Source organism: Pedobacter borealis DSM 19626 (assembly GCF_000708285.2).
In the GTDB taxonomy this organism is placed as follows: Bacteria; Bacteroidota; Bacteroidia; order Sphingobacteriales; family Sphingobacteriaceae; genus Pedobacter; species Pedobacter borealis.
This window is the reverse complement of the sequence record NZ_JAUG01000093.1, coordinates 1-23,015: the sequence shown is the minus strand read 5'-3', so window position 1 is coordinate 23,015 and position 23,015 is coordinate 1. Positions and strand designations below refer to the sequence as shown.

Below are 23,015 nucleotides of genomic sequence, written 5' to 3'. Positions count from 1 at the left end.
TAAAGCACTACCACGTGTGATTACCATTTCGGTTACAAATTTACCACAGGTGTATAGTGATGCGGTTGACCTGATGATTTCAAGGTACAATTCACTGGGCCTGCGCGTGACTTTCCAAAGGGCAAGTACTGGCACTACAGGTAACATTGATGTATTTGGATTTAACGAAGGACCAAGCGGTGGCTACATCACTTTAGGCTCATCTGGTTTTCCTACTTCAAGCGGCGAACCATTTAATCAGGTTAAAATGAATACGAATGTTAATGCCTACGGAACCAATCCTAATTTATTGTATTTAGCCTCAGTTTTGCAACATGAAGTTGGGCATTGTATAGGATTCCGTCATACTGATTATATGAACAGAGCATATAGCTGTGGGGGAAGACGCTCCAACGAAGGAACAGCGGGAGTTGGTGCAATACAAATCCCAGGCACACCATCAAAAGCAGATGCAGAATCATTTATGCTGGCTTGCTCTAACGGGGGCGACCGTACATTTAATGCAAATGATGTAATTGCAATGAATTACCTTTATAAATAAACCCAAATACTGATCAGATGCATCAGCGCGCGCGCGTTTCAAGCGCGCTCTTTGTAATCAAACAAAGCTTGAGATGCTGAAAGACCAGCCTGTCTATACTCATCTGTAGCGCTTTCGATAAAAATGAGACATTAATTACACCAATCTACTATAAAATGAAAAAACAGTTTTTATTCTTGACATTTGTTGTTGTCCTTTTTTCCTGTAAAAAAGCAAGTAAGGAACCTTTGCCAGAACCGAAAGTACTAACCCAAAATGTTTCTTTTAAAGATATCCAAAATGTCGGGAAGATTCTTTCGGATACAGAGCCTGTAGAAATAATGGTCAGCCGCACCATTAATTTACGTGATCCCCTGAGCATCGAAGTAAGCGGAACTAACCGCATGAAGTTAAGCTGCTATACTTTAAAAAGTATAAAAAATGTTGATGTTTTTGTGAAACTAACTGGATACGAAGAGCGGATTAAACTTTTAAAAATTGACTCAATTTCTTCATTGACATCATTTGATTTACCGGTATCAATTGCAGAAAAAGATGAAAAATTGTACACCGAAAGCGGAAAATTGATAGAGGTTAAAAAGCAAACTGATCTATCTAAGGCGGTATTTTCTGTATCGGTCGACGATCCTTTTTATAAAAAACTGAATGGAATTAAAACAGTCTGGCTATTAAATTTCAGAAAAGAGCAGCAGGATATTGGTAACTGGTACAGGATGAATCCATTACATGCCAGGGAATGCATCGCCATGTTCACCAACCTGGCTTATCTGTTTTCCCAGGATGCAGCACAAAAAGCTTTCATGGATTATGAAGGATTAATAGAAAATGATGGAAGCGTGTTGACCAAAGAAAGAAAAGAAGCTGTTTACAAAGATATTTTGACCCGTCCAAAAATAGAGACAGGCCTGGTGAGAAATGTCAGCGGACTGGGTGGAGGCAATCTAGTTGCCGGAGCTGAATATGTATTAATGAGGCATTACAATAAATCTTCAGAGGAGGAAATCCTTCATGAGCTGGGGCATGCACTAGGTTTTGGCCATAGCAGCAACATGACTTACGCAGCAAACAATAAAGCTTTCTTCTTAGCCATGCGCCCTATCATTAATGGATTCTTAACTGCTCACGAATATCCATATTGGGACTATAGGTTATTGAATACCTATAATACTTACATTGATAAAACGGGGGACTACCTGCGTGAAGGAAAGAACCCTGATGGCAGTAGACATAATGCAACCAGGTATGATTATTAAGTATCATTAACTGAGTTGGCTTACCCTGGATATTTATTGTCCAGGGTTTCTGCTTTAGCGGATTGAGAAGAAACATGAGCTTACCTCTCTTTGGTTGTGTTGGTATTAAACGATATATGTTTGGATGATTCCTCTCGGATTGGCACCTCTAGTCAGGCTGCCAGAAAGCGGTTGTTCTCGAATCGGAATATTTATATTTGAACAAAAAGAACATAAAGAAATCCAACTAATAGATTATGATGTGGGCGCTTGGATCGCGAGGGCTCATACCTTTGAGTATATCGGATACCTAAAACGTCTCATAGTAATAGATGCCTGAATTCCCTGTCTGATTAATACTGCTATTTTTCAGCCCGAAAATGCTGATCATGAGAGAATGAAAAGAATTAGCCATAATTTACATAATTAAGTAAATAAAAGTGGGCCGCTAGGGTTTGGCGGTCCACTTTTATTTTGTCGTCATATTTAAGATGGGCTAGCAGAATGTTTCTCTTACGGGCCTGGTACTGTGGAAGAATATATTTCTCCGCTTTTCAGTATGCCTATCGATGTTATTATAGACAATTTGGCCTGTAAAGTTCCACTTTCTCTTGTTCCCACTTTTTCCAATTGAACCATAGCATTGGTAACTATTGTCTTGATTAAAAAGAACGGTAGGATTTGTGATAATTTATTTACCCTTAATGCTTTCTATTGCGTCGCAAACCTCATGGCCAGCGCTTGCTTTAAAATCAAAACCAAGTAAATTGGCTATAGTTTGAGCCAATTGTTTGTTATAGGTTGTCGTCTGGGTTTTTATGATGCCAGTAGGGGGTGTGTCGGGACCAATTACGGCAACCCATGTTTGTTTTGAGCTTGGCGTGCCCGTTCCATGATCAATCCATTTTTCTGATGGTACTTCACCACGTCCGTGATCGCAGGTAACGATCAATGTGGTTTTATCTTTGTACTGTGGGTCTGTTTGCAGGTATTGCCACAGTTCGCTCAAGAACCCATCCTCTTTATTGGCTGATTTCAGATAAAACTGATAGTTGCCCTCATGTGCCAGGTCATCCGTTTCGGCAAAACTCATATAAAGAACACGGGGTTTGTATTGTTTGAGGTATGCCTTGCCGAACTCATAGGTTAAAAAATCAAGTCTTATATCAGATCCGAGCAGTTCGGGTACCTTGTGCTGGATTTCGTTCAGATATTTAAACCGATCGTTGGCCTTGGGGTCTTTAAAGTCGGCATAACCAGAGTTGATCAATAAACCTGAGCGTTTTTCATTTAATATGGCCGGGAAAATATGCCATGAGGTGAATGCCGCGACCCTGTTTTCAAATCCCTTCTGTTTATTCAGGTATTCAAGGATGTTTATATTGGGATTTGGGATGGGGTCGTTAAAGTTCATCTTTACATCCGGAAAACCGGTAAAAATTTCATTATACCCTGGGTACGAGAAATTATAGGGGTTGGCTACTTCAGTTTTATTGCCTAGGTCCCTGTTGCCATATAACTGTCCCTTTTCTGCTATTGTGCCCCAGAAAAAAGGCAACAGCAATTTTCGGCGGGCAACTGCATCCGCTGTCCAGAATTTTTTCGTCATTTCATTTTTGTCCTTTGTGAATTTTGAATTGATGAGCGCTGAGTCTGCCCCCCTGTAAAGCTCCTGCCAGCGGAAGCCATCCAGGGTAACGATAATAATATTTTTGGTTTTTTGTGCCGAAAGCTGCCCGAAGGTGCCTAAAGCTATCAAAAGAAGAATTATTTTTTTCATATATGATATACGTTTTATGAAACGGAGGGCCTTATCTTTTTCAAGGTAAGGCCTCCGTTTAGTGAAAATTAGAAGGGTATAGGAAATCTTAATTTAATGCTATGATTTTTTTTCGCTATAATAAGGGCCATAAGTATTCTTTAGGATCAATTTACCCTTTACCGTTTCAAGAATAGATATGGTATAACTGCCATCAGGCTTTACCTGCAGCCAGATATGCCCGAAGGTAGATTTATAGGAATTGTCAATAAGACTGCCGATGACTACTTTGTTTGCAGCCAGGATATCTGTTGCGAATAAATCCCTTGGTCCTGGATAGATAGATTTTGAGACCATGCGGGTTAAAGTCTGATGTGAAGGCTGGTCACTGGACCACACTGTTTCCAACCAGACCCGTGGCTGCAGGGTTTTGATAAACAGGGGATTGAGCACATCCATTCCACCGTGGTGATTGGCGATAGCAACATCAACCTTTCCGATTGAGGCTGCCATTTTCGATTCCACATCATAATAATCAGGGTTGCCTACAGTAACCACGCCAGGAATATCTCCTCCATGATAAAACTTAAAATTACCATAGGTGATCAGATAGCCCAGACTACAGCCATTTTCACTGGGAACATAGGTAGCTGTGTCAGGATACACATAAAATGATTTCCCTTTTGCCTTGTCCCACACCCAGCCATTTCCCTGGATGTTCCGGACTGAAAAATCCGGATAGGCTTTTGGATTGTTGTTCAATACAATCTGCTGATTACTTCCAACCTCAAATTTTTCAATTTTTGTTCCTTCCGTCTTTTTTTTGATTTCGGCATACCTGATGTAATTTACCAATGTATTGTATTCATTGATTTCACCTCTCTTTTTTAAGAGCGACCTGAGATCAACTGGTGTATTATAATCGGGATAACCCCTATCCAGGATTTTGCCAAAGCTGATCTGATCACCTACGCCGGTAATACCGGACAGATAATAATCACCATTTCTTGATTTTCGGGCGCCTTCATAAATCAAACCATAATGGTCGTCATGGAAATGGGTTATAAATGCATAATCCACAAACGACGGTTTTTTAGAGGGGCTAACCTGGCGTATGTAACTGGAAATCCATTCATCCGAATATCTTGAAGCATTTGGATAAGCCTTTGAATTCCGGTCCGATTCCGTCCTGGGGTCTGTTAAATCCAATTCTCCTGGATCGGAAAGCATTGTGGTGCCATCGGGCATGATCGTAAATATAGCATCTCCTCTTCCTGTTTTAAAAATGATGATATCCAGGTTTCCCTCTTTCCATGCCGGAATCGGTTTATTAGGCTGGGCCTTTACAGAATTCTGTAAGAAGACCAGGGCTATTAAAATTAATATTATTCTTTTCATTCCGTTTCTTATTGGTACAGCCATGGTTTCATGAGGATATTATCGCCAGAAAAGCCCTGTTCTTTTAGTGCATTTTTGTAATTGGAACCGTTTACCGTTTGCTCATCAGTGGGGTATTGCATCCTGAAGGGAACGACTGTAGTCGCCTGTCCCTGGCCACAGACAATCACAGGGAAAGCTGTCCGGTGATAATGGAAGAAAAGCTCGAAATCTGCCTGGGCATTAAATAAAATATAGCGCTGTGCATATATCTGATCCAGTGCAGTCTGTTTGATCGTTGAGAGTGGGTTTGCGGCAATATAAACATCCGCATCTAACAGGTCATAAAACCTAAAAGAAGATTGGATCGCATTTGCATAAAAAGCGCTAGGGTTTGCGGGAGTCCATCCTCTTTCAGCGGCTTCGGCAATAGCCAGCATGAGTTCAGAATAGCTGAATCCGAGCGAAGGTTTCCCCACGGGATTTTCGGTGTAATTACGACTGTTTACGCGGCTATAATTACCAGTAGAAGCCAATTGTGTCGCTGCCGTAAGCGATTGCGAAGCATCGATTCCCTCATAGGCATCGAAACCGGTTTTGCCCTGAGCCTCGGCATTTGAGAAAGGCGTTGCGTAATAGAACAGGCGTGGATCTTTGAGCTGTTTTAACAGATCAACAAGGGTTTTGCCCATGAAACGCTTGTTGCGGACATTAAAATCCGAATAGAGCGGATAGCGTATATTCTCATTATCCCTGTAACTCATTTTAGCTTCGTCCGCATCACTCTCAAAAATCGGATACTGAGCAGGGTTGGAAATAATCTCGTTGAACCGTTTGGCCAACTGGAGATCTGCATCACTTTCCTTTTTGCTCAGCATAAGTAAAATCCTTAATTTGTAAGCGTTTGCAAGCTTACGCCACTTTTTTAAATCACCGTTATATAAAATATCCCCTGAAATGGTAGAATTTGGATTAACTAACAATTGATTGGCCTCCTCCAGTTCACCAAGTATGCCGAGCATCACTTCTTTCTGGCTGTCATATCTTGGCTGATAGTTATTTGACTGCTGACCTCCGAGGGCCTCTTTGTAAGGAATAGCACCATACATTCTACTTAAAAAGAAAAAGTTGTGTGCCCTTAAGATTTTTCCGATAGCGATGTATTCCTTCGTGTTCCCTGCGCTTTCCATCATTTTGGTAACATCCCGGAGTACATTAAACTCGGCCCAGTCCCCGTTTGCCCATTCGTAAGTCTGGAAAGCCTGTCTGTCCGATGTAGCAGTGGCCTGTCTTACCGTTAAACCCGGTTGCCATGGGTAACGGTTTTTAAAGCTGTTGAATATAACATTGGGCAAAATGGCCTGTGCGCCAACTTCCGTCGGACGGTTCGGATCCTTGTTGTATTTTTCCTGTTTGCAGGCAGTAAGCATAATCATAACACTTATAGCCAGATATATAATTTTCTTATTCATCATTTCTCTGTGTTAAAATTTTACATTTAGGTTAAAACCGATATTGCGCGTAGAAGGGAACTGAAGCAGATTGCCGTTGCTGCCCCCATTACCGATATCAGGATCGGACAGCGGAAAGGAAGAAACAATAAATAAGTTAGACCCCACTATACTAAAGGATGCTCCTTTAATATTTGCCTTTAATCTATCCAGCAGTGATCTTGGTACATCGTAACCGATAGATACTTCCCTTAGCTTAAGGAAAGACAGATCGAATACATTTGATTCCCCATTCAGGCGGTACCAGTATTGTTCGACAAAATCTTTATAGGTTGTTTTAAATGTATTGGGTACATATTGGCCGTTTACCAGATTTACCCCTTGTGCAACATAAGCCTCACCACGGGTATAAGCCTCACGGTCCGGACCAACCGATTCAGGATGTGCACCAGAGTACCACAGCTGCTGGTTAAGGTTCGCCTGATCGATGCCTCCTATACGGCCCTCGAATAAAAAGCTGATGTTAAACTGTTTAAACAGGTTAAAATTATTAAACCAGCTGGCCGTCCAGTCTGCACCGATATGACCTAACTTTTTTAGCTCAGTATCTTTAATCGGTAATCCATTGGCTCCAATGATCAACTGGCCATCCGGAGATTTTTTCATTGAATTGCTGGTCATGTACTGATCCATGCGTTCCCCGACCTTTATCCCGCCTAAATTATCTGCCCCGCCATAAATTTCGGCAAGCTTATTTCTGTTTAAGCTCCAGTTGATATTGGAATTCCAACCGATGTTGTCGTTGATCTTGAGGTTTGTACCTACAATAACCTCATAGCCGTAACGGTTGAACCTGTTTCCGTTGATTTTATAGCGGGTAAAACCCGAAGCTATAGATGCATTTTGATCATAAATAGATTCTGAATCGATATATCTGTAAGCTGTTGCATCAACGGTTAATTTCCCCTTAAAGAAGGAGGCATTGGCCCCCAGTTCATACCCGGCTGTTTTTTGTGGCCTGAGCTGCTCATTTCCCAGAACCGGGGAATAGGTTACCGAATTGTTCCCGTCATAGATAATGGATGGGTTATAATAACTTGCATATTGATAAGGAGCAAGATCTGCCCTTACCATTGCCCATGAACCCCTTAGCTTAAGGAAGTTTGAACTTGGCATGTTCAGCAATCTGGATAATATTACTGAACCGGAAACAGATGGATAGCTATATTGGTTGTTTGTTTCAGGAAGTGCCGATGATATATCTGCCCGCTCGGTCAGTGACAGGTAATAAGTGTCATCGTAACTTAAATCCGCTGAAGCAAATAAACTGTTCCTGGCATATTGTGTTAGGGAATTGGTTGAAACCAGTGCACCGATAGAGTTTGAAAGGTTATAGATTTTGGGAACCTGAAGCCCCTGTGTTTTTGAATTATGGAGCGTATTTTCCTTAAAATTGATACTTCCCCCGACAAAGGCGCTAATATCGAATTTTCCAAATGTTTTGGCGTACTTAACAAAAGCATCGGTATTATATTCGGAAACATTTTCGTCGCTTAATTCATAATTTCCTTTGATCGCATTGGCACCGATATACCCATAAGGATATTTCATTTCACTTGTAGTCCCGGTAACCTCGGCACTTTGCCTTAGTGTTGCGCTAATGGATTTTGAAATCTGATAATCTGCGCTTACAACACCAAAAAGCTTATTTCTCTTTAGTGACTGGGTCTGTTCATAGGCCATATAGTACGGATTGTTGATCCATGAATAATTAAAATAGATCGGCTCGTAGTTTTCCCTGCCTGGTTTCCAGTAATCTTTAAAGGCCCTCATATCAATGTCATTACCGGCCCATATCAACATTCCGTAAAGGATATTGGTATTGCCATAAACAACACGTGGAAAGTTAGGGGAATCCTGTCTGTTGAACTGGATAGTTGAGGACAGTTTTAGACGGTCTGTAACCTGGGATGATACATTTAAAGATGTGCTATAATTTTTTAGTTCGGTAGAGGGAACCTCCCCGTTGGTATAATCATAACCTACACCTAGCCGCATACTGGTTTTTTCATTAGATGAGGCTATCGATGCATAATTACTAACTGTACTGCCGTTTTCCAGAAAATTTTTAAGGTTATCCTTGCCTCTGGATACGAACGGAGTTGGTATTCTTTTGCCATTGGCATCCAATGGACTGTCCCATTGTGGCGTTTCCCAATAACCGCTAGGAGTAGAGGGATCTTTTACATCCATCTTTGGACCCCACACGAAATCATTATCAAATGTTCCGTTGCCTTTTCCATCAACAAATGCATATTTCCCCTGTTCACCGTTACCGTACTGAGATTGGGTTTCCGGGAAAACGATCCATCCAGCCCTGAATATCGATCTTTGACTCAACTCGATCGAAGTACCTTTCTTTGCCGATTTTGTGGTGATCTGGATTGCCCCGTTCTGCCCCTTGGAACCGTAAAGTGCGGCCGCTGTGGCGCCTTTTAAAACAGAGATATTATCCACATCGAGCGCATTGATATCATAGGTGTTGGAGTTGACCGGTATCCCGTCTATTACGATCAGTGGCTGTCTCCCCCTAAGTTCAATCTTGGTCTGTTGCATCAGGTTTGGAGAATTGAAAACAGTCAGACCTGCTACCTTTCCGCTTAACTGCGTAGCGAAGTTGTTTGTAGGTACCTGGCTTATTGCTTCACTTTTTATTTCCTGCACAGCATAGCCCAGTTTTTTTACCTCTTTTTTGATACCCAATGCAGTTACCACCACATCGTTCAAGGTACTCTGGTCATCTTTTAGCACAAAATCTATAGGCGTGTTTTTGCCTTCTTCTACCGCAACAGCGGTTTTAAGCTGTGTAACAAAGGAGGTATATCTCACCTCAATGTTATAGTTGCCCGGTTCTAATGTTATATTATAGGATCCGTCATTGTTGCTGGTGAAAGTCCTGTTCAGCGGGGTGATTCTTATGCTGGCACCAGGCAGGGGCTCGCCTTTGGTGTCGGTTATTTTTCCGGTTATTTTTCCCGGTGCCCGTGGAACTGGTTTTGCTTCGATCAGAATAAAATTGTTGATGATCCTATATTGAAGACTTGTGCCATCTAAAATGGTTTCAATAGCTTTTTTAACGCTGATTTCTTCTGTATTAATGCGGATCTTCCTCGGATAGGCACGTAACAGGTCGTCTGGTATGGAAAAATGTATTTTTGACTGTTTTTCTACCGCTAATAAACTTTCTTTGATGCTTACGTCTTCAAAGTGCAGGGAAATCTTCAACCTGTTTATATCTTGGCTGTTCGCCTCGTTTGCGAACAGTACGCTGCACAGGGTAAGGAGTGCAACTGATAAAATAAAGGTGTATTTCATGAGAAGAATAAAATTGTGACTTATACTAAAGCGAAGGGTTGAACCTTTTTTCATATTTTTGTTAACTAATGGGTTTTTCCGCTTATGGCGGTAAATCTGTTGTTGATGCATTAAGCCAGTCGGTCGTCGAAAACTATTGGCTTATTTGTCTTAAAATCCGTTCCCAGCTTCGGGAGCGGGTTTGTTTTTTTTATCCTTGCTACATGTTTTTTTGTCGGTTTAAAGGCTGTTAATTAATAATTACTTCTCTTTCTTTAATATGGTATTCGAATTTGACTGTTTGTGCAAGCACATCCATAATTTCGGATAAAGGAACATTTGCAGTAAGCGTAATGGTTATATGCATTTTCGCAGTTCTGGGATTGTTGAAGCTTATCTTCACATTGTACCAGCGCTCCAGATCGGAAGCTATTTCACTTAATGACGCATGGTTGAAAACCAGTTTTCCGTTCTTCCATTGGCTTACCTCACCAGCGTTTACCTGGCCCATTATGACCCGGTTGTTTTTCCATAACATGTTTTGCCCCGGAGTAAGTATGGCCAGAGGAACCGAGCTGCGTTCTTTTTGATGCGCGATACGGACTTTCCCTGTCGCGACCTCTATTAAAAACGGTTTGCTTTTAAAAGCATTGATACGGAACGAAGTACCGACCACAAGTGTTTTGATATCTCCTGTATGAATGATAAATGGTTTTTTGGGGTTTTTGGTGATTTCAAAAAAGGCCTCTCCGTCTAAACTGATCTCGCGTGTACTGCCCGAAAAACTCGAAGGGTATCTTAACTTACTGCCTCCCGCTAGATAAACAATAGAGCTATCGGATAACCTGATCTGGACACGTTGTCCATTGGGGTTAATGCGCTCAAGCATAGCAATAGCACCCGCTTTTGCGCTGTCCTTTTGTACGTTGTGAATTCCATACCATGCCCCTAAACCAACGAACAGCGTTAGCCATACAGCAGCATAACGGAGCGAGAAAAATCTTTTTCGGGGTTTGTTTAACTTAATCTGTAGCGGACTATCTTGAAGGCGTTTCTCTAAGAATCTGTTTTTCCAATCAGCTATTTTCTCATCGGAAATCTCTGTCTCCTGAAATTCTGCCCATTCTTCTGCCCACACCTGGTCGATAAGCTGCTCTGCATCGGCCCTTTGCAAAAATGCACCCATGACCTGAAGTTCTGATGCCGAACATTTACCATTGAGGTATTTTCGGATTAATTGCTTGTTTACCTGTTGCTCCATTTCATTAGTAAGATGCTTCTATATGTAAGTACACATATTTTAACAGCAGCCACTAATGGGAAATAAACTTTTTTGAAAAAAAATTAAAGATATAGACAAAGGGCAAGTACCAGCGCGATATCGGTGTGTTTTTGTAGGCCCTGACGTAGGAACCGTAGGGCTGCACTGATGTGGTTTTCGATGGTATTCACAGAAAGCTGAAGTTCGCCAGCGATTTCCTTATGGTTCATATCCATATCACGGCTCATTTCAAATACCTTTTTACGTTGTGGGCTCAATTGCTTTAACAGGTTGGAGTAGGCCAACCGTAATTCGCCAGCTTCAAAATCTTCGCTTATCATAGAACCAACGTATGTCTGTTCAGAAATTGATTCTAAAGGAACTGTGATTTTCTGCTTTTTACGGATATGGTTAAACAGGGTATTTTTCATCGCGGTAAACAGGTAAGGGGCAAGTTCCCCTTCGACCATGATCTGGTCACTCTTTTGCCAGATGCGCAGCAAGAGGTCAAGTACAAGCTCCTCCACAACAGCCTCATCTTTTATATATTTTAGGGAGAACTGATAGAGTTTGTTGAAATACCGTCTGAAAAGCTCATTGAATGCCAGATCATTGCCTTCTTTGCAATGGTGTATCAATGTACCGTCTGGCAAACCCTTATATGTCATGATTGGACTTTTTTTAACGCAAGACAAAAGTAATAGCCTAAAAGAAAGTGCATGTTAAATGTTGGTTAAGTGATTGTTAACACAGGGATGAGGGTAATTGAAGAATTATTGCAGAAAATGAAAATAGGCCAAATAATATAAGGTATGCCATTTCAGTCTAGAGGATCGAGCAAAAACTGCCTTGCTGTTATAATCAACTTGCCGCAATTGTGACTGTTATTATGGTGGTATACGTTTTTCAGGATATTGATTTTAGGCTGATTAAAGAGCAAGAGATCCGCTGGCTTGGTTAAAAGTTTCGTCTCAATGCGGCAATTTAGGGCAATGGCAGGTCTGGCAGTTTCAAATGCGTTTAGCTCAATATTCTTAACATAACAGATCTGGACACCACCTTCGAAGTTCCAAATAAAAGAACTGTCTAACCAAATAGATGCTACTGCAAATTAGCGAGCCTATGTGATTACATTGTTATTAAAGATCAATTCTGAATTCCATTTTGATGCTATCCTTCGTTTTTGGTGGCAAATTCCTCATCAGATTATTTGAAGTGTTTAAATTTAAAGTTTTGAGCTGAATCGATTGTAAGTCTTTTGGACAGGTTAAACTCTTATCAAAAACCGAAAGATATATTGATCTAAGGTTTGTCAATTCAATAGGAGAATAAAAGCTGATGCAGCGTTTCTTGCCAAAAGATATATGGGTTATGTGTATAAAGGTTCTTTGAGTTCTTATATTGACAAAAATAATATGATTGGTTCTTTAGGTCTCTTAAAAATATAGTATTTTTAAGAAAAATTTGGACACCCGATCCCCTTTAAAGAAAATCCCATTCATAAGTAAAAAATTGAATTAGATTCAAGTTTTAAAAAGAACTGTTGGGCTATTGATGCAATATAAATAGTTATTTAGCATATTTATGGTTGCTAATGCACGGTTCCTAAATACGCCACCTCGCTTAATGGGCTTATCTGCTTACGATATCCAGCCGGTACAAATAAAAATTGGAAGATTTGATATTCTATTTAACATGGAGATAAAAAGCTATAGAATAAGAAAGTATAACAATATTCTCAAAGATTAGTTATTATTGTTTTCTTTGATTACTGGAAATGAAAACTAAACCTCTTTTTGATGAAGGCCAATTACTGGCGAAAATAGCTGAGAGGGATCATTTTGCATTTAAAATCCTCTACGAAAAATACTATGAGGTAATCTTTAAATTCTCTTTCCGGTTGTTGCAATGTGAATCTTCTGCTGAAGAAGTAATTCAGGAGACAATGATTCAGATCTGGCACCTTGGAGACAAACTCAAAACGATCAATAATATTGAAGCTTTAATCAAAACAATAGCACGGCGTAGAGCAATTGATCTGCTAAGGATAAAAGAGCAAAGTTTCAATGCCCAGAAGGAACTGTTAGGGATGCTGATAGCAATAGAACCGGATAACAATGAAGTTTTTACACTTGAATCGGCTCATATTGCATTGGAAGAGGGGATTGACAAGCTGCCAGACCAGCAGCGTCAGGTATATCAGCTTTGTTATCAGCAAGGCTTAAAATATCAACAGGTGGCCGATAAGCTGAATATAAGTCATGGAACAGTTCAGACACATATGAAATTAGCTTTAAAGTTCCTTAGGACATACGTTCGCAAGCATTCGCAGTTTGTATTACTCGCAATAATCCTGAAATTTTTATAAATCACGGCCCTCTCTGTTAACCAGTGATTTTTTTTAAAATAAAATTACCTCGATTTCTTATTTCTCCGACTTATTAATAAAGTCACCTGACAGCAAGGTTAAATATGACCTCATGTTTATCATAAAACGACAAAATGGACAATAATAGATTTAGCTATTTATATGAGCAGTACCTGACCGGGCGTTTGACCTCTGATGAGTTTGAGGAGTGGAAAACGGCGTTATCTCAAGCTGATTCATATGCTGAAATTGATATTCTGGTACAGGATTTATGGGATAGGGACGATTTGTCAGTTCCTGACTATAATAGAGAAAATGCACTTAATATTTACAGAGAAATTGTTGCCTCACCTGATGAAGAAGCTGATCCTGTAAAACAAAACATTGTAAAACTTTGGCCGCGCATTGCCGCTGTCGCTGCACTTTTTGTAGCAGTTTGCAGCATTAGCTTTTTTTTCTTATCAAAATACCGTCCTCAACCTGAAAAAAGCACCGCCTATGTAAAGGACATTGCACCAGGGAAAACAGGGGCCACTCTAACCCTTGCAAACGGAAAAAAAATAAGACTGGCCGATGCGGTAAAAGGAGAAATAGCAAAGGAGTCGGGAATCAGTGTTAACAAAACAGCAGAGGGGTATCTGGTGTACCGATTAGGAACTTCTTCTGATAAGAGGGCGGAAAAAGAAGAGATGAATACGCTTTCAACAGCCCGTGGGGAAACCTACATTTTAATTTTGCCGGATAAATCCAAGGTTTGGTTAAATGCGGCTTCCAGCCTAACTTACTCTACGGATCTTTTGGACCACGGTATCCGGAAAGTCCGCCTTCAGGGAGAAGCCTATTTCGAAATAGCTAAAGATAAGAAGCATCCTTTTGTAGTAAGTACTGCAAATCATGATGTAGAGGTTTTAGGGACACATTTTAATGTCAATAGCTATCCGGAAGAATCCTCAACCACTACGACATTGCTTGAGGGCAGTGTAAAAATAATTACCGAAAAATTAACACGCCTGCTTAAACCCAATCAGCAATCCGTATTTACTGACGGTGGTTTCAATGTGAAAAATGTAAATGCTGAAGATGCCGTAGCCTGGAAAGACGGCGCCTTTATTTTCGAAGACGAAACATTGCAGAGTATTATGAGACGGATTTCCAGGTGGTATAATGTTGAGGTTGAATATGCTGAAAATGTAGATAAGGATAAGTTATATGGGGGCGGGGTGTCAAGGTACACCAATGTCTCTTCTGTGCTGGAAATATTGGAGTCAACAAAAAATATACACTTTAAAGTTAAGGGAAGGAGGATATTGGTGACGAAATAGATCTACTGTATATCACTCAAATATCAATTCACCCTAAAGAACCATTATGGTAAACTATCAATCCCGATGTATACCGGGACTGATAGTGTGTTTTGATCTTATGTTCCCGAAAAAGGAACTATTAATTGTTTAACCGCGGGCTTACAAATTTTCGACGATCAGGAAGCATCCGCAAAACCAACCAAAACAACCAAAAGTATGAAATTTATTCATCTATTTAGATGCAATATCCGATATGTCGCACCTAAACAAATTTTGCGCATTATGAAGTTGATTATTGTCATCATGACAACCTTTCTGTTACAGTTAAGTGCATCTACTCTTGCGCAGCATATTACGCTTAAAGAAAATAATATAAGTCTTCGGAAAGTCTTCAGTCAGATAAGAAAGCAGACAGGATATATTGTACTCTATGAGTCTGATCTTGTGAAGACGACAACGGCAGTAAGTGTTGATTTAGAAAACATCCAACTGGAGCAGGCCCTGAAAATTATTTTAAAAGATCAGAATTTAAACTTCGAATTAAGACAAAAATCAATCATTCTCAGCAAAAAAAGCATTTCTTCCGTAAAGCCCTTCATTGATAAAAGTGTCGGGGCAATTGATATTAAAGGGAAGGTCGTAGATGAGGATGGTAAAGGGATACCATCTGTTAGTATTCTGATAAAAGGCACAAAAAATGGTACTTATACAAATGAAAACGGTGGTTTCACGATTTCACTGGCAAACGGGGAACAGGAAATCGTTGTATCCGCTGTAGGTTATATTACGCAGACTATACTTGTTGGAAACCAAACAAGCATTAGTGTGGTCCTCAAAGAAAATAAATCGGAGTTAGGTGAGGTCGTAGTAGTGGGGTACGGAACACAAAAGAAAGGTAACCTGACCGGAGCAGTTTCTGTTGTTTCTATGGACAAAGTTCTTGGAGACCGGCCGGTTACAAATGTTGGATCTGCATTACAGGGTGCTGTACCGGGGCTTACCGTTTCGGGAAGTGCAAATCCGGGAGCAAGTAAAAGTATCAATATACGGGGTATAACTTCTATAAACGGCGGTAGCCCATTGATTTTAGTGGATAACGTCGTGACGACAAACCTGGACCTGATAAATCCTGCGGACATTGAGACCGTTTCTGTATTAAAAGATGCAGCTTCGGCTGCAATATATGGGGCAAGGGCTTCGTTCGGCGTAGTGATCATTACGACCAAAAAAGGCAAAAAAAATCAAAAAACGCAGTTAACTTACAACGGAAGTTTTGCATTTCAAAAGCCAGTCGATATTCCTGAAAAGGCGTCGCCTCTGGAAACCGTCCAGGGTTATAAAGATATGGGCTATACAACTTATTGGTCAGGCCAGAATGTAGATAAATGGCTTGGCCTGCTAAAACAGTATAATGCTAATCCGGGCAATTTTCCGGAGGCAGGATGGGTTGAGGATGGCGGTTATCGCTATTTTTTAAAGGCCAATAATGAGATGAAAGATATGACCTCAGGGGCGGCTACCAAATACAATCACAATATATCCGCATCAGGAGGTAGTGAGCATATTGATTATCGGTTTTCGCTCGGGCAGGCAAATGAAGATGGTATATTTATAACCGATAAAGACCGTTATAAAAGAACCAATGTATCTGCTTATGTAAATGCAGACATTAACAAGTGGCTTGCCACTTCAGTTGATGTTAAATATGCCAGCGGTTATAGGACTATGCCGAAAAATGCTGGAGAATTTGCTTTGTATGGAACCACGCACCCTTCCTATTATCCTACAGATTCTTTACCGTATAATGGTGTAATGTATCCTGTAAACACCCCGGCAAATATTATCAAGAACAGTGATGTAGAAAGCTGGTTGAATAAAAATACCCGCATCTTTTCCCGTACAGAACTTTCACCTCTTAAAGGACTTAAAGGCTATCTTGAATATACTTACGAAACTAATATCCAGGATAATAAATGGTATAACAATCTGTACTGGTTGCAGCGGGGAGTTGAAAATGCACTGGATCCATCTGACCAATCCACTGCTTACTTTAAAGATATAAACCAGATTACCTATAAATCCCTGAATGCCTATCTAACCTATGAGAAAAGTTTTCTGAACTCCCACACCATAAAACTTACCGCTGGATTTAACCAGGAGGAAAGTACTTCCGAGGGGCTGTCGTCAAAGAACTATTACATGATCAGCAATGGTCTGCCTTCCATTTCGGGAGGTACGGGAATAGTTGAATCAAAGGACCGGTTTAGTGAGTATGCTATCCAGAGTGGTTTTTATCGCCTTAACTATAATTTTAAGGACAAATATTTACTTGAAGCCAATGGGAGATACGACGGTAGTTCCAAATTTCCTGCCGATCACCGTTACGGTTTTTTTCCATCGGTATCCGCAGGTTGGGTGATCAGCAGAGAGTCATTCATGCAATCATTTAATTGGATGAATACCCTTAAGGTGAGGGCATCTTATGGTTCACTGGGCAATCAGAGTATTGATGACTACCAGTTTTATTCTGTGATGAACTCATATCAGCCATTCTGGATATATAATGGCCTTCGGCCTACCTCATTGACAACGCCAGGCCTGGTGCGTAAAGATTTCACCTGGGAGAAAGTAAATACGGTTGACTTTGGCGTTGATGTTGCCTTTCTAAAGGACAGGCTTTCTGCAAGTTTTGACTGGTACAGACGGAATACACTCGGGATGTTATCCCCAGGGCTTGATTTTCCAGCAGTAGTCGGCGTCAGTGCACCACTGCAGAACGCTGCAGATCTCAAAACAAAAGGATGGGAGCTTTCGATACAATGGCGTGATAAAATAAATGACTGGAGATATTCTGCGGGCTTTAATCTCTACGATTCCAGGAGCTTTATTACCCGGTACCGCAATGAAAACAAAGTGCTGACTGATTACTATGAAGGTATGGAAATGGGCGAGATATGGGGCTATGTTACCGATGGGTTTTACACTGCCGATGATTTTGAATCAAATGGTGCTTTGAAAAAAAATGTGGTTGCTATTCAGGGAGTGATGTCGCATGAGGGGGATATAAAATATAAAAACCTCCGTGATGATGCGAATTCTATCAATCAGATCGATATTGGCAATGGTACCCTCGCCAATCCCGGTGATAGAAAAGTTATAGGTAATAATAGTGCCCGTTACAATTTTGGCTTTAACGCTTCTATTGGATGGAAAAATCTGGACCTGTCCGTTTTGTTACAGGGCGTAGCCAAAAGGGATTATTGGGTCGGTGGAGACCTGATGTTCCCGCATGCTGGAAAATTCTCCACTTTCAACCAATATCAACTGGATTACTGGACACCGGAACATAAGGACGCATACTATGGCCGCTTGTATAAAGATGCAGGAGAATCACATATAGTTAACCAAAGAGTTCAGTCCAAATTCCTTCAGAATGCTTCTTATCTTCGTTTAAAAAATGTTTCCCTTGGCTATGTTATTCCAAAATCATGGTTTGGAAAGATCCCTTTAACGGGTGCCCGGATATTTTTCAGTGGTGAGAACATTTTCACCTTCACCAAGTTTATACCCGGAATAGATCCTGAATTCACCAAGCCTATACCCGAAAAAGATCCGCAATCCAAGCCTATACTCGGAAAAGATCCGGAACTGCAATGGCAATATCCTCAGATGGCCACCTATTCATTTGGAATAAATGTTAACCTTTAATTTAAACGTAATGAAAAGAACAACTATTTATATACTTGCATTGATCAGTTTATTTTCATGCAAAAAGAATTCTTTAGATAAATATCCCAAAGACCGGCTTATAGAGGAAACGGCTTTTATTACCTATGATAATTTTAAAACTTATGGGTGGTCGTTGTATGATATATTCGAAAGCCCCACCCACGTACAATATGTAGGTACCAATGATGCAGTAGGCTGTATGTATAACGGCGATTTTTTGAGTGGCGTTTTACAGAATAAAGGTCAGTTGAGAAATCCATGGGCATGGCAATTGGTTACCCCTGAACAAAATGCCGGAGGCTGGGACTTCTCTTTCATACGGAGGGCCAACATCATGCTGGATCACATTGACCAGTCGACAATGAGTGATATCGACAAGAAACACTGGCGCTCAGTAGGTCTGTTTTTCAGGGCGTATCATTATGTTGAGCTACTGGCCCGTTTTGGAGATGTACCCTGGCTGGAGCATGTTGTGAAAGAATCAGACGAAAATATCATCTACGGTTCAAGAACAGGACGGGATATAGTGGCAGCTAACATTTTAAGGGATCTCCAATATGCTGAAACAAATATTAAAGTTCAGGGCGAAGGTGTTTCCAGCAATACGATCAATCAAAAAGTGGTAAGGGCATTGTTGTCAAGGTTTGCCCTGTTTGAAGGAACATGGAGGAAGTATCATGGTCTGGATAACGCAAATGCCTATTTGACAGAGTGTACCCGTGTATCAAAACTTTTGATAGACGCGACACCGACCATCGGTAGCAGTTATCAGCAGTTATGGTCTACTGAAGTATTGAAAGATTATCCCGGGGTCTTTTTGTTCAAGGAGTATACAAACTCCATTATTATGCAGCCATTTTCAAGAGCGGAAAGAGGCGGTGGCCAGAAAGTGGAAATGCATGCCCGGACTTTAGAAAGGTATCTGTGCACAGATGGTAAAACCATTTCAAAGAGTCCTTTGTATAGCGGTGATGCCACCATAAATGATGAATTCAGGAATAGGGATCCCCGTCTTTTATATCGGGTAATTCCTCCATATAAGGTAAACGGAACATTAAATACCACTACCTGGAGCCATACTGGTGCTCCTCTAGATAGAGAATACATCGATGTGATGAATGCATTGGACAAAACTGCTAACAGACCATTTCCGGTAAAAAGCTGGCAACCATTTGTTATTTTGAATTCTCCCAATATACAGGGAGCTCAAATCAACCAGGCGCCTGTTTCCTGCAATACCGGTTATTATTTCTACATGTACTACAATACAGAGACCAATGTTACCGGTGGCGCTAATTTTTCAACAACGGATGTTCCGCTTTTCCATGTAGAAGAAACCATGCTGAACTATGCAGAAGCAAAATATGAGCTTGGGGAATTCGATCAGTCCGTAGCCGACCTGACCATTAACAAACTGCGCACGCGCGTAAATGTCGGTAAAATGGTAACGTCGGATATCAATTCTGCATTTGATCCTTTACGTGATCCTTCGGTGCAACCCCTACTTTGGGAAATAAGAAGAGAAAGAATGGTTGAGCTGATGGGGGAAGGCTTCAGTTTTCATGATGTAAGGAGATGGAAGAAGGCGGATTATTTCATCAATGTTCAGCCCTTGGGCGCAAGACTCGCTTCCTCCTGGCAGGGTGGGTTGCCGTCTTCACTCAAGTTTGTTACTGCCGGAAAAGATGCTGGCAGGTGCTATGTTTGGGATGATCCTATAGCAGGAGGAAAAGGATGGTTGGACAAATATTATTTGTACCCAATCCCCACTGCGCAGATTGCGCTTAATCCAAACATTAAACAAAACCCAGGCTGGTAGCTCAGCGATAAAAGAGGTTGTATCATAAATATAGAATTGTCATCCTGTCCAAAGGACTCCTGTGGAGAGCCTGTCGAAGGACCTGTTTAAATGCCCTTCAAAGCATTTCGACAAGCTCAATGCGACAAGTTCGAATGGAATCACAACTTATGATACAGCCTCTTTTATGATATCAGCTCAATCGCATCTCCAATGATTTAAAAGATAGAAGAAGAATGCTGTTCTATTCATTAGGTAGCAATATAAATTATTAAGAGAAATGAAGAAAATCACCTTTTATATTTTGTTTTCCATACTTGGATTTATGGCGAGCGCACAAAACGCGGCCATATCAAAACCCAATGTTATTTATATCCTTGCCGATGATATGGGACGTGGTATGCTCTCCTATTATGGGCAGAAAATTGTTAAGACGCCGAATATTGATAAGATTGCAAAACAGGGCGTAAGCTTTAACCGTTCCTACGCAGGTGTTTATTGTGCGCCATCCCGGGCCAGTTTGATCACGGGTTATAGTGATTGCCGAAAAGGAAAATATATACTGACCCAGGCGGGTATTTATGAAAAGGTAGCGAAAGGTTTATTGTCGGATGAGCGGGCACAGGCTAAAGTAGATAGTATCGTTGGCGGTGAACCCGACATTACCTATTTACCCCAGTTGTTTAAACAAGCTGGGTATATTACTGGCGAAATAGGGAAACTGGATTACGGTTTTGTAACCACTACCAATCAGATGAAAAAACACGGATGGGATTACTGGTATGGTTATTACGACCATCAGCAATGCCATGGTTTTTATCCTATGTTTTTGCATGAAAACGGTAAGATGATTTCTATTCCTGGCAACACCAGGCCCGATGCAGGCAAGACTGGCGAATGGGGCTCGGAAGAAGGAGAAAAAGAACGCTGGAACATGGAGGGGAAAACGGTTTATTCGCAGGATCTGTTTTTAGATAAGATACTTTCGTTTATCCATCAGAACAAAAACAAACCCTTCTTTCTTTATCATCCAACGCAATTGCCTCACGGCCCGGTGTCTATCCCGGCTATTCATCCTGATTTTGTTTTTAACAACAAACTGACGCAGATCGAAAAAGAATATGCTTCTATGCTTAAGAAACTGGACGATAACGTAGGGATAATTATGGATGAGTTGAAAAAAACGGGACTGGATAAAAATACCATTATCGTTTTTTCTTCAGATAATGGCCATGAACTGTATTATAGCTACAAAGGCCGTGTAGAGAAACCCTATAAGAACATGCAGACCGGAAAGGGATTCGATAACATTACCGAAAAATTTTATAGCAATATTGGTGGCGATGTTTTTGATGGCAATAATGGTATGGCAGGCTTAAAGCGTATGAATTGGGAAGGCGGTGCCAGAGTCCCTTTGTTTATAAGTTGGCCAGGGTATTTTAAACAGAATGTAGTGTTGCAGCAATTAGTGGGCAATTACGATTTTATGGCAACCATAGCAGAATTGTTGCATATAAAGCCAAAAGATAAAAAAGATGGCGCTTCGTTCTTATCAACCTTAAAAGGCAAGAAAAATGAAGCAGAACATGATGCCATTGCATTCGCATCGCCCATGGGACCGGCATTAATCACTTATGACGGATGGAAGCTCCGGTACCTTGCGGCGAAGAAAATTTATCAGCTCTATTATTTACCCAACGATTATAAAGAAGAACATGATCTTGTGCAGCAACAGCCAGGTAAAGTAGAAGCTTTAAAAAAGATATTAGCTGAAAAATGTGATGGCGATGTAAATAATGGTTGGTTTAATGATGATCGGGATGTCAAAGCAGTAAGATAGCCTATTTTAATCTATGGCGTTTATCAGATGATTTATTGAATTCGATAATGATCCGTTACGGGCCTTTGGCGTTCGATCGAATTTTCATCCTGTTTTTGTTACTGATACCTAGCTAGCTAATTGCTTTCTTTTCCATGTAATTTGTCTAATGCCGACCTAACTAGGGCTTTAACTATTAAAATTAGCAATTTATCTTCTTTTTCGGTGGATATCCAGCTTGTTGTGTCATCAATTCTTTGATGCTTTTTTGGTTATTTATATCGGATTCTGAGCACTACCGATGTGTTGATGGAGGGGCTTGGGTTTGAGTCTTTGTCAGTAAGAATTGTTTTCCATTTTAAGTTTTTTGTTTTGTATAGGCGGTGCTGCTGCTCGAGCCTTGGTTTTTGTCCCTTTTCTTAAAGCTTTCCTTTTTGATTGTAGTTGATCCCTCTTTTAGACGCCTCGATAGGCTAACTTGCTAATAAAGTGGCGAAAAAGGCTGTTTTTTTAAGATTTTCCCCCTATTTTTTTAAGATTTTCGCTATGTAATATTCTTGTGATTATACAATTTTACGATATAACCAAACTAACCAATAAACCAGTTTTTACAAAATGTGACCTCCTGAAGGAAAGGGCCTGCCTGAAATCAATGTATGCAATAATATCATTGACGGTGGACAATTCCATTTTTTGCAGCTTTTTACCTTAAGATGTTAGTTATCGATATCCAGCTGGATTGATCTAGCTGGTATAGAACTAACAGGATTGATAACAGCAGAAATGATGGTTGTTTTTTGATAGTAAGCTGACGATTTTAACTTATAACCGATGAACAGAATATTTTTTCTTTTGGCCCTGCTTGCCTTAGTTGTTAAGGAGGCTGATGCCCAGCAGGCAGGAAAAATCGACAATGATGACAGATCTAACAGCCTGATCGCTGCAGCTCCTTTTTTACGGATTACTCCTGGTGCCCGCATTGCTGGCATGGGCAATGCCGGTGTAGCGGTTGAGGCTGATGC

General features: G+C 40.7%; 13 protein-coding genes and 1 pseudogene. 8 read left to right on the top strand and 6 right to left on the bottom strand.

Going from position 1 to position 23,015, the window contains the following annotated elements; all coding sequences use genetic code 11:
* Both AW17_RS19515 and AW17_RS19510 read left to right on the top strand, forming a co-directional pair.
* Window positions 1-541, top strand: a 541-nt coding sequence (locus tag AW17_RS19515; protein WP_029279198.1) for a M57 family metalloprotease, incomplete at its 5' end; no start/stop codon positions are given.
* Between the two features lie 155 nt (window positions 542-696).
* On the top strand, window positions 697-1,794 hold the full coding sequence (locus AW17_RS19510) for a hypothetical protein (RefSeq protein WP_029279196.1): 1,098 nt from the start codon (window positions 697-699) through the stop codon (window positions 1,792-1,794).
* 670 nt (window positions 1,795-2,464) lie between these two features.
* Here AW17_RS19510 and AW17_RS19500 read toward each other — a convergent pair.
* The 6 genes from AW17_RS19500 to AW17_RS19475 all read right to left on the bottom strand — a co-directional run bounded on the left by AW17_RS19500 (window position 2,465) and on the right by AW17_RS19475 (window position 11,643).
* On the bottom strand, window positions 2,465-3,553 hold the full coding sequence (locus AW17_RS19500; protein WP_029279192.1) for an alkaline phosphatase family protein: 1,089 nt from the start codon (window positions 3,551-3,553) through the stop codon (window positions 2,465-2,467).
* A gap of 99 nt (window positions 3,554-3,652) precedes the next feature.
* The gene (locus AW17_RS19495; protein ID WP_029279190.1) at window positions 3,653-4,930 is read right to left on the bottom strand and encodes a ComEC/Rec2 family competence protein; all 1,278 of its coding nucleotides are present in this window, start codon (window positions 4,928-4,930) and stop codon (window positions 3,653-3,655) included.
* Between the two features lie 8 nt (window positions 4,931-4,938).
* The gene (locus tag AW17_RS19490; protein WP_083488782.1) at window positions 4,939-6,384 is read right to left on the bottom strand and encodes a SusD/RagB family nutrient-binding outer membrane lipoprotein; all 1,446 of its coding nucleotides are present in this window, start codon (window positions 6,382-6,384) and stop codon (window positions 4,939-4,941) included.
* Between the two features lie 9 nt (window positions 6,385-6,393).
* Window positions 6,394-9,735, bottom strand: a complete 3,342-nt coding sequence (locus AW17_RS19485; RefSeq protein ID WP_029279186.1) for a SusC/RagA family TonB-linked outer membrane protein — start codon at window positions 9,733-9,735, stop codon at window positions 6,394-6,396.
* Window positions 9,736-9,964: 229 nt separating this feature from the next.
* On the bottom strand, window positions 9,965-10,975 hold the full coding sequence (locus AW17_RS19480; protein ID WP_051691980.1) for a FecR family protein: 1,011 nt from the start codon (window positions 10,973-10,975) through the stop codon (window positions 9,965-9,967).
* 83 nt (window positions 10,976-11,058) lie between these two features.
* Window positions 11,059-11,643: an RNA polymerase sigma-70 factor gene (locus AW17_RS19475; protein WP_029279182.1), complete on the bottom strand. Its 585-nt coding sequence runs from the start codon at window positions 11,641-11,643 to the stop codon at window positions 11,059-11,061.
* Between the two features lie 1,109 nt (window positions 11,644-12,752).
* Here AW17_RS19475 and AW17_RS19470 point away from each other — a divergent pair.
* The 6 genes and pseudogenes from AW17_RS19470 to AW17_RS19445 all read left to right on the top strand — a co-directional run.
* Window positions 12,753-13,343 carry an RNA polymerase sigma factor gene (locus AW17_RS19470; RefSeq protein WP_029279180.1) on the top strand — a complete coding sequence of 197 codons (591 nt, stop codon included), beginning with the start codon at window positions 12,753-12,755 and terminating at the stop codon, window positions 13,341-13,343.
* Between the two features lie 134 nt (window positions 13,344-13,477).
* Window positions 13,478-14,665 (top strand): FecR domain-containing protein, encoded by a 1,188-nt coding sequence (locus AW17_RS19465; protein WP_029279178.1) that lies wholly within the window; start codon window positions 13,478-13,480, stop codon window positions 14,663-14,665.
* 264 nt (window positions 14,666-14,929) lie between these two features.
* The gene (locus tag AW17_RS19460; protein WP_029279176.1) at window positions 14,930-18,355 is read left to right on the top strand and encodes a TonB-dependent receptor; all 3,426 of its coding nucleotides are present in this window, start codon (window positions 14,930-14,932) and stop codon (window positions 18,353-18,355) included.
* 10 nt (window positions 18,356-18,365) lie between these two features.
* Window positions 18,366-20,195: a RagB/SusD family nutrient uptake outer membrane protein gene (locus AW17_RS19455; protein ID WP_029279174.1), complete on the top strand. Its 1,830-nt coding sequence runs from the start codon at window positions 18,366-18,368 to the stop codon at window positions 20,193-20,195.
* Window positions 20,196-20,454: 259 nt separating this feature from the next.
* Complete coding sequence (locus AW17_RS19450; RefSeq protein WP_083488781.1) at window positions 20,455-22,014, top strand: sulfatase-like hydrolase/transferase; 1,560 nt, start codon at window positions 20,455-20,457, stop codon at window positions 22,012-22,014.
* An 810-nt stretch (window positions 22,015-22,824) separates the two neighbouring features.
* A pseudogene (locus AW17_RS19445) lies at window positions 22,825-23,015 on the top strand (type IX secretion system outer membrane channel protein PorV); the annotation flags it as partial.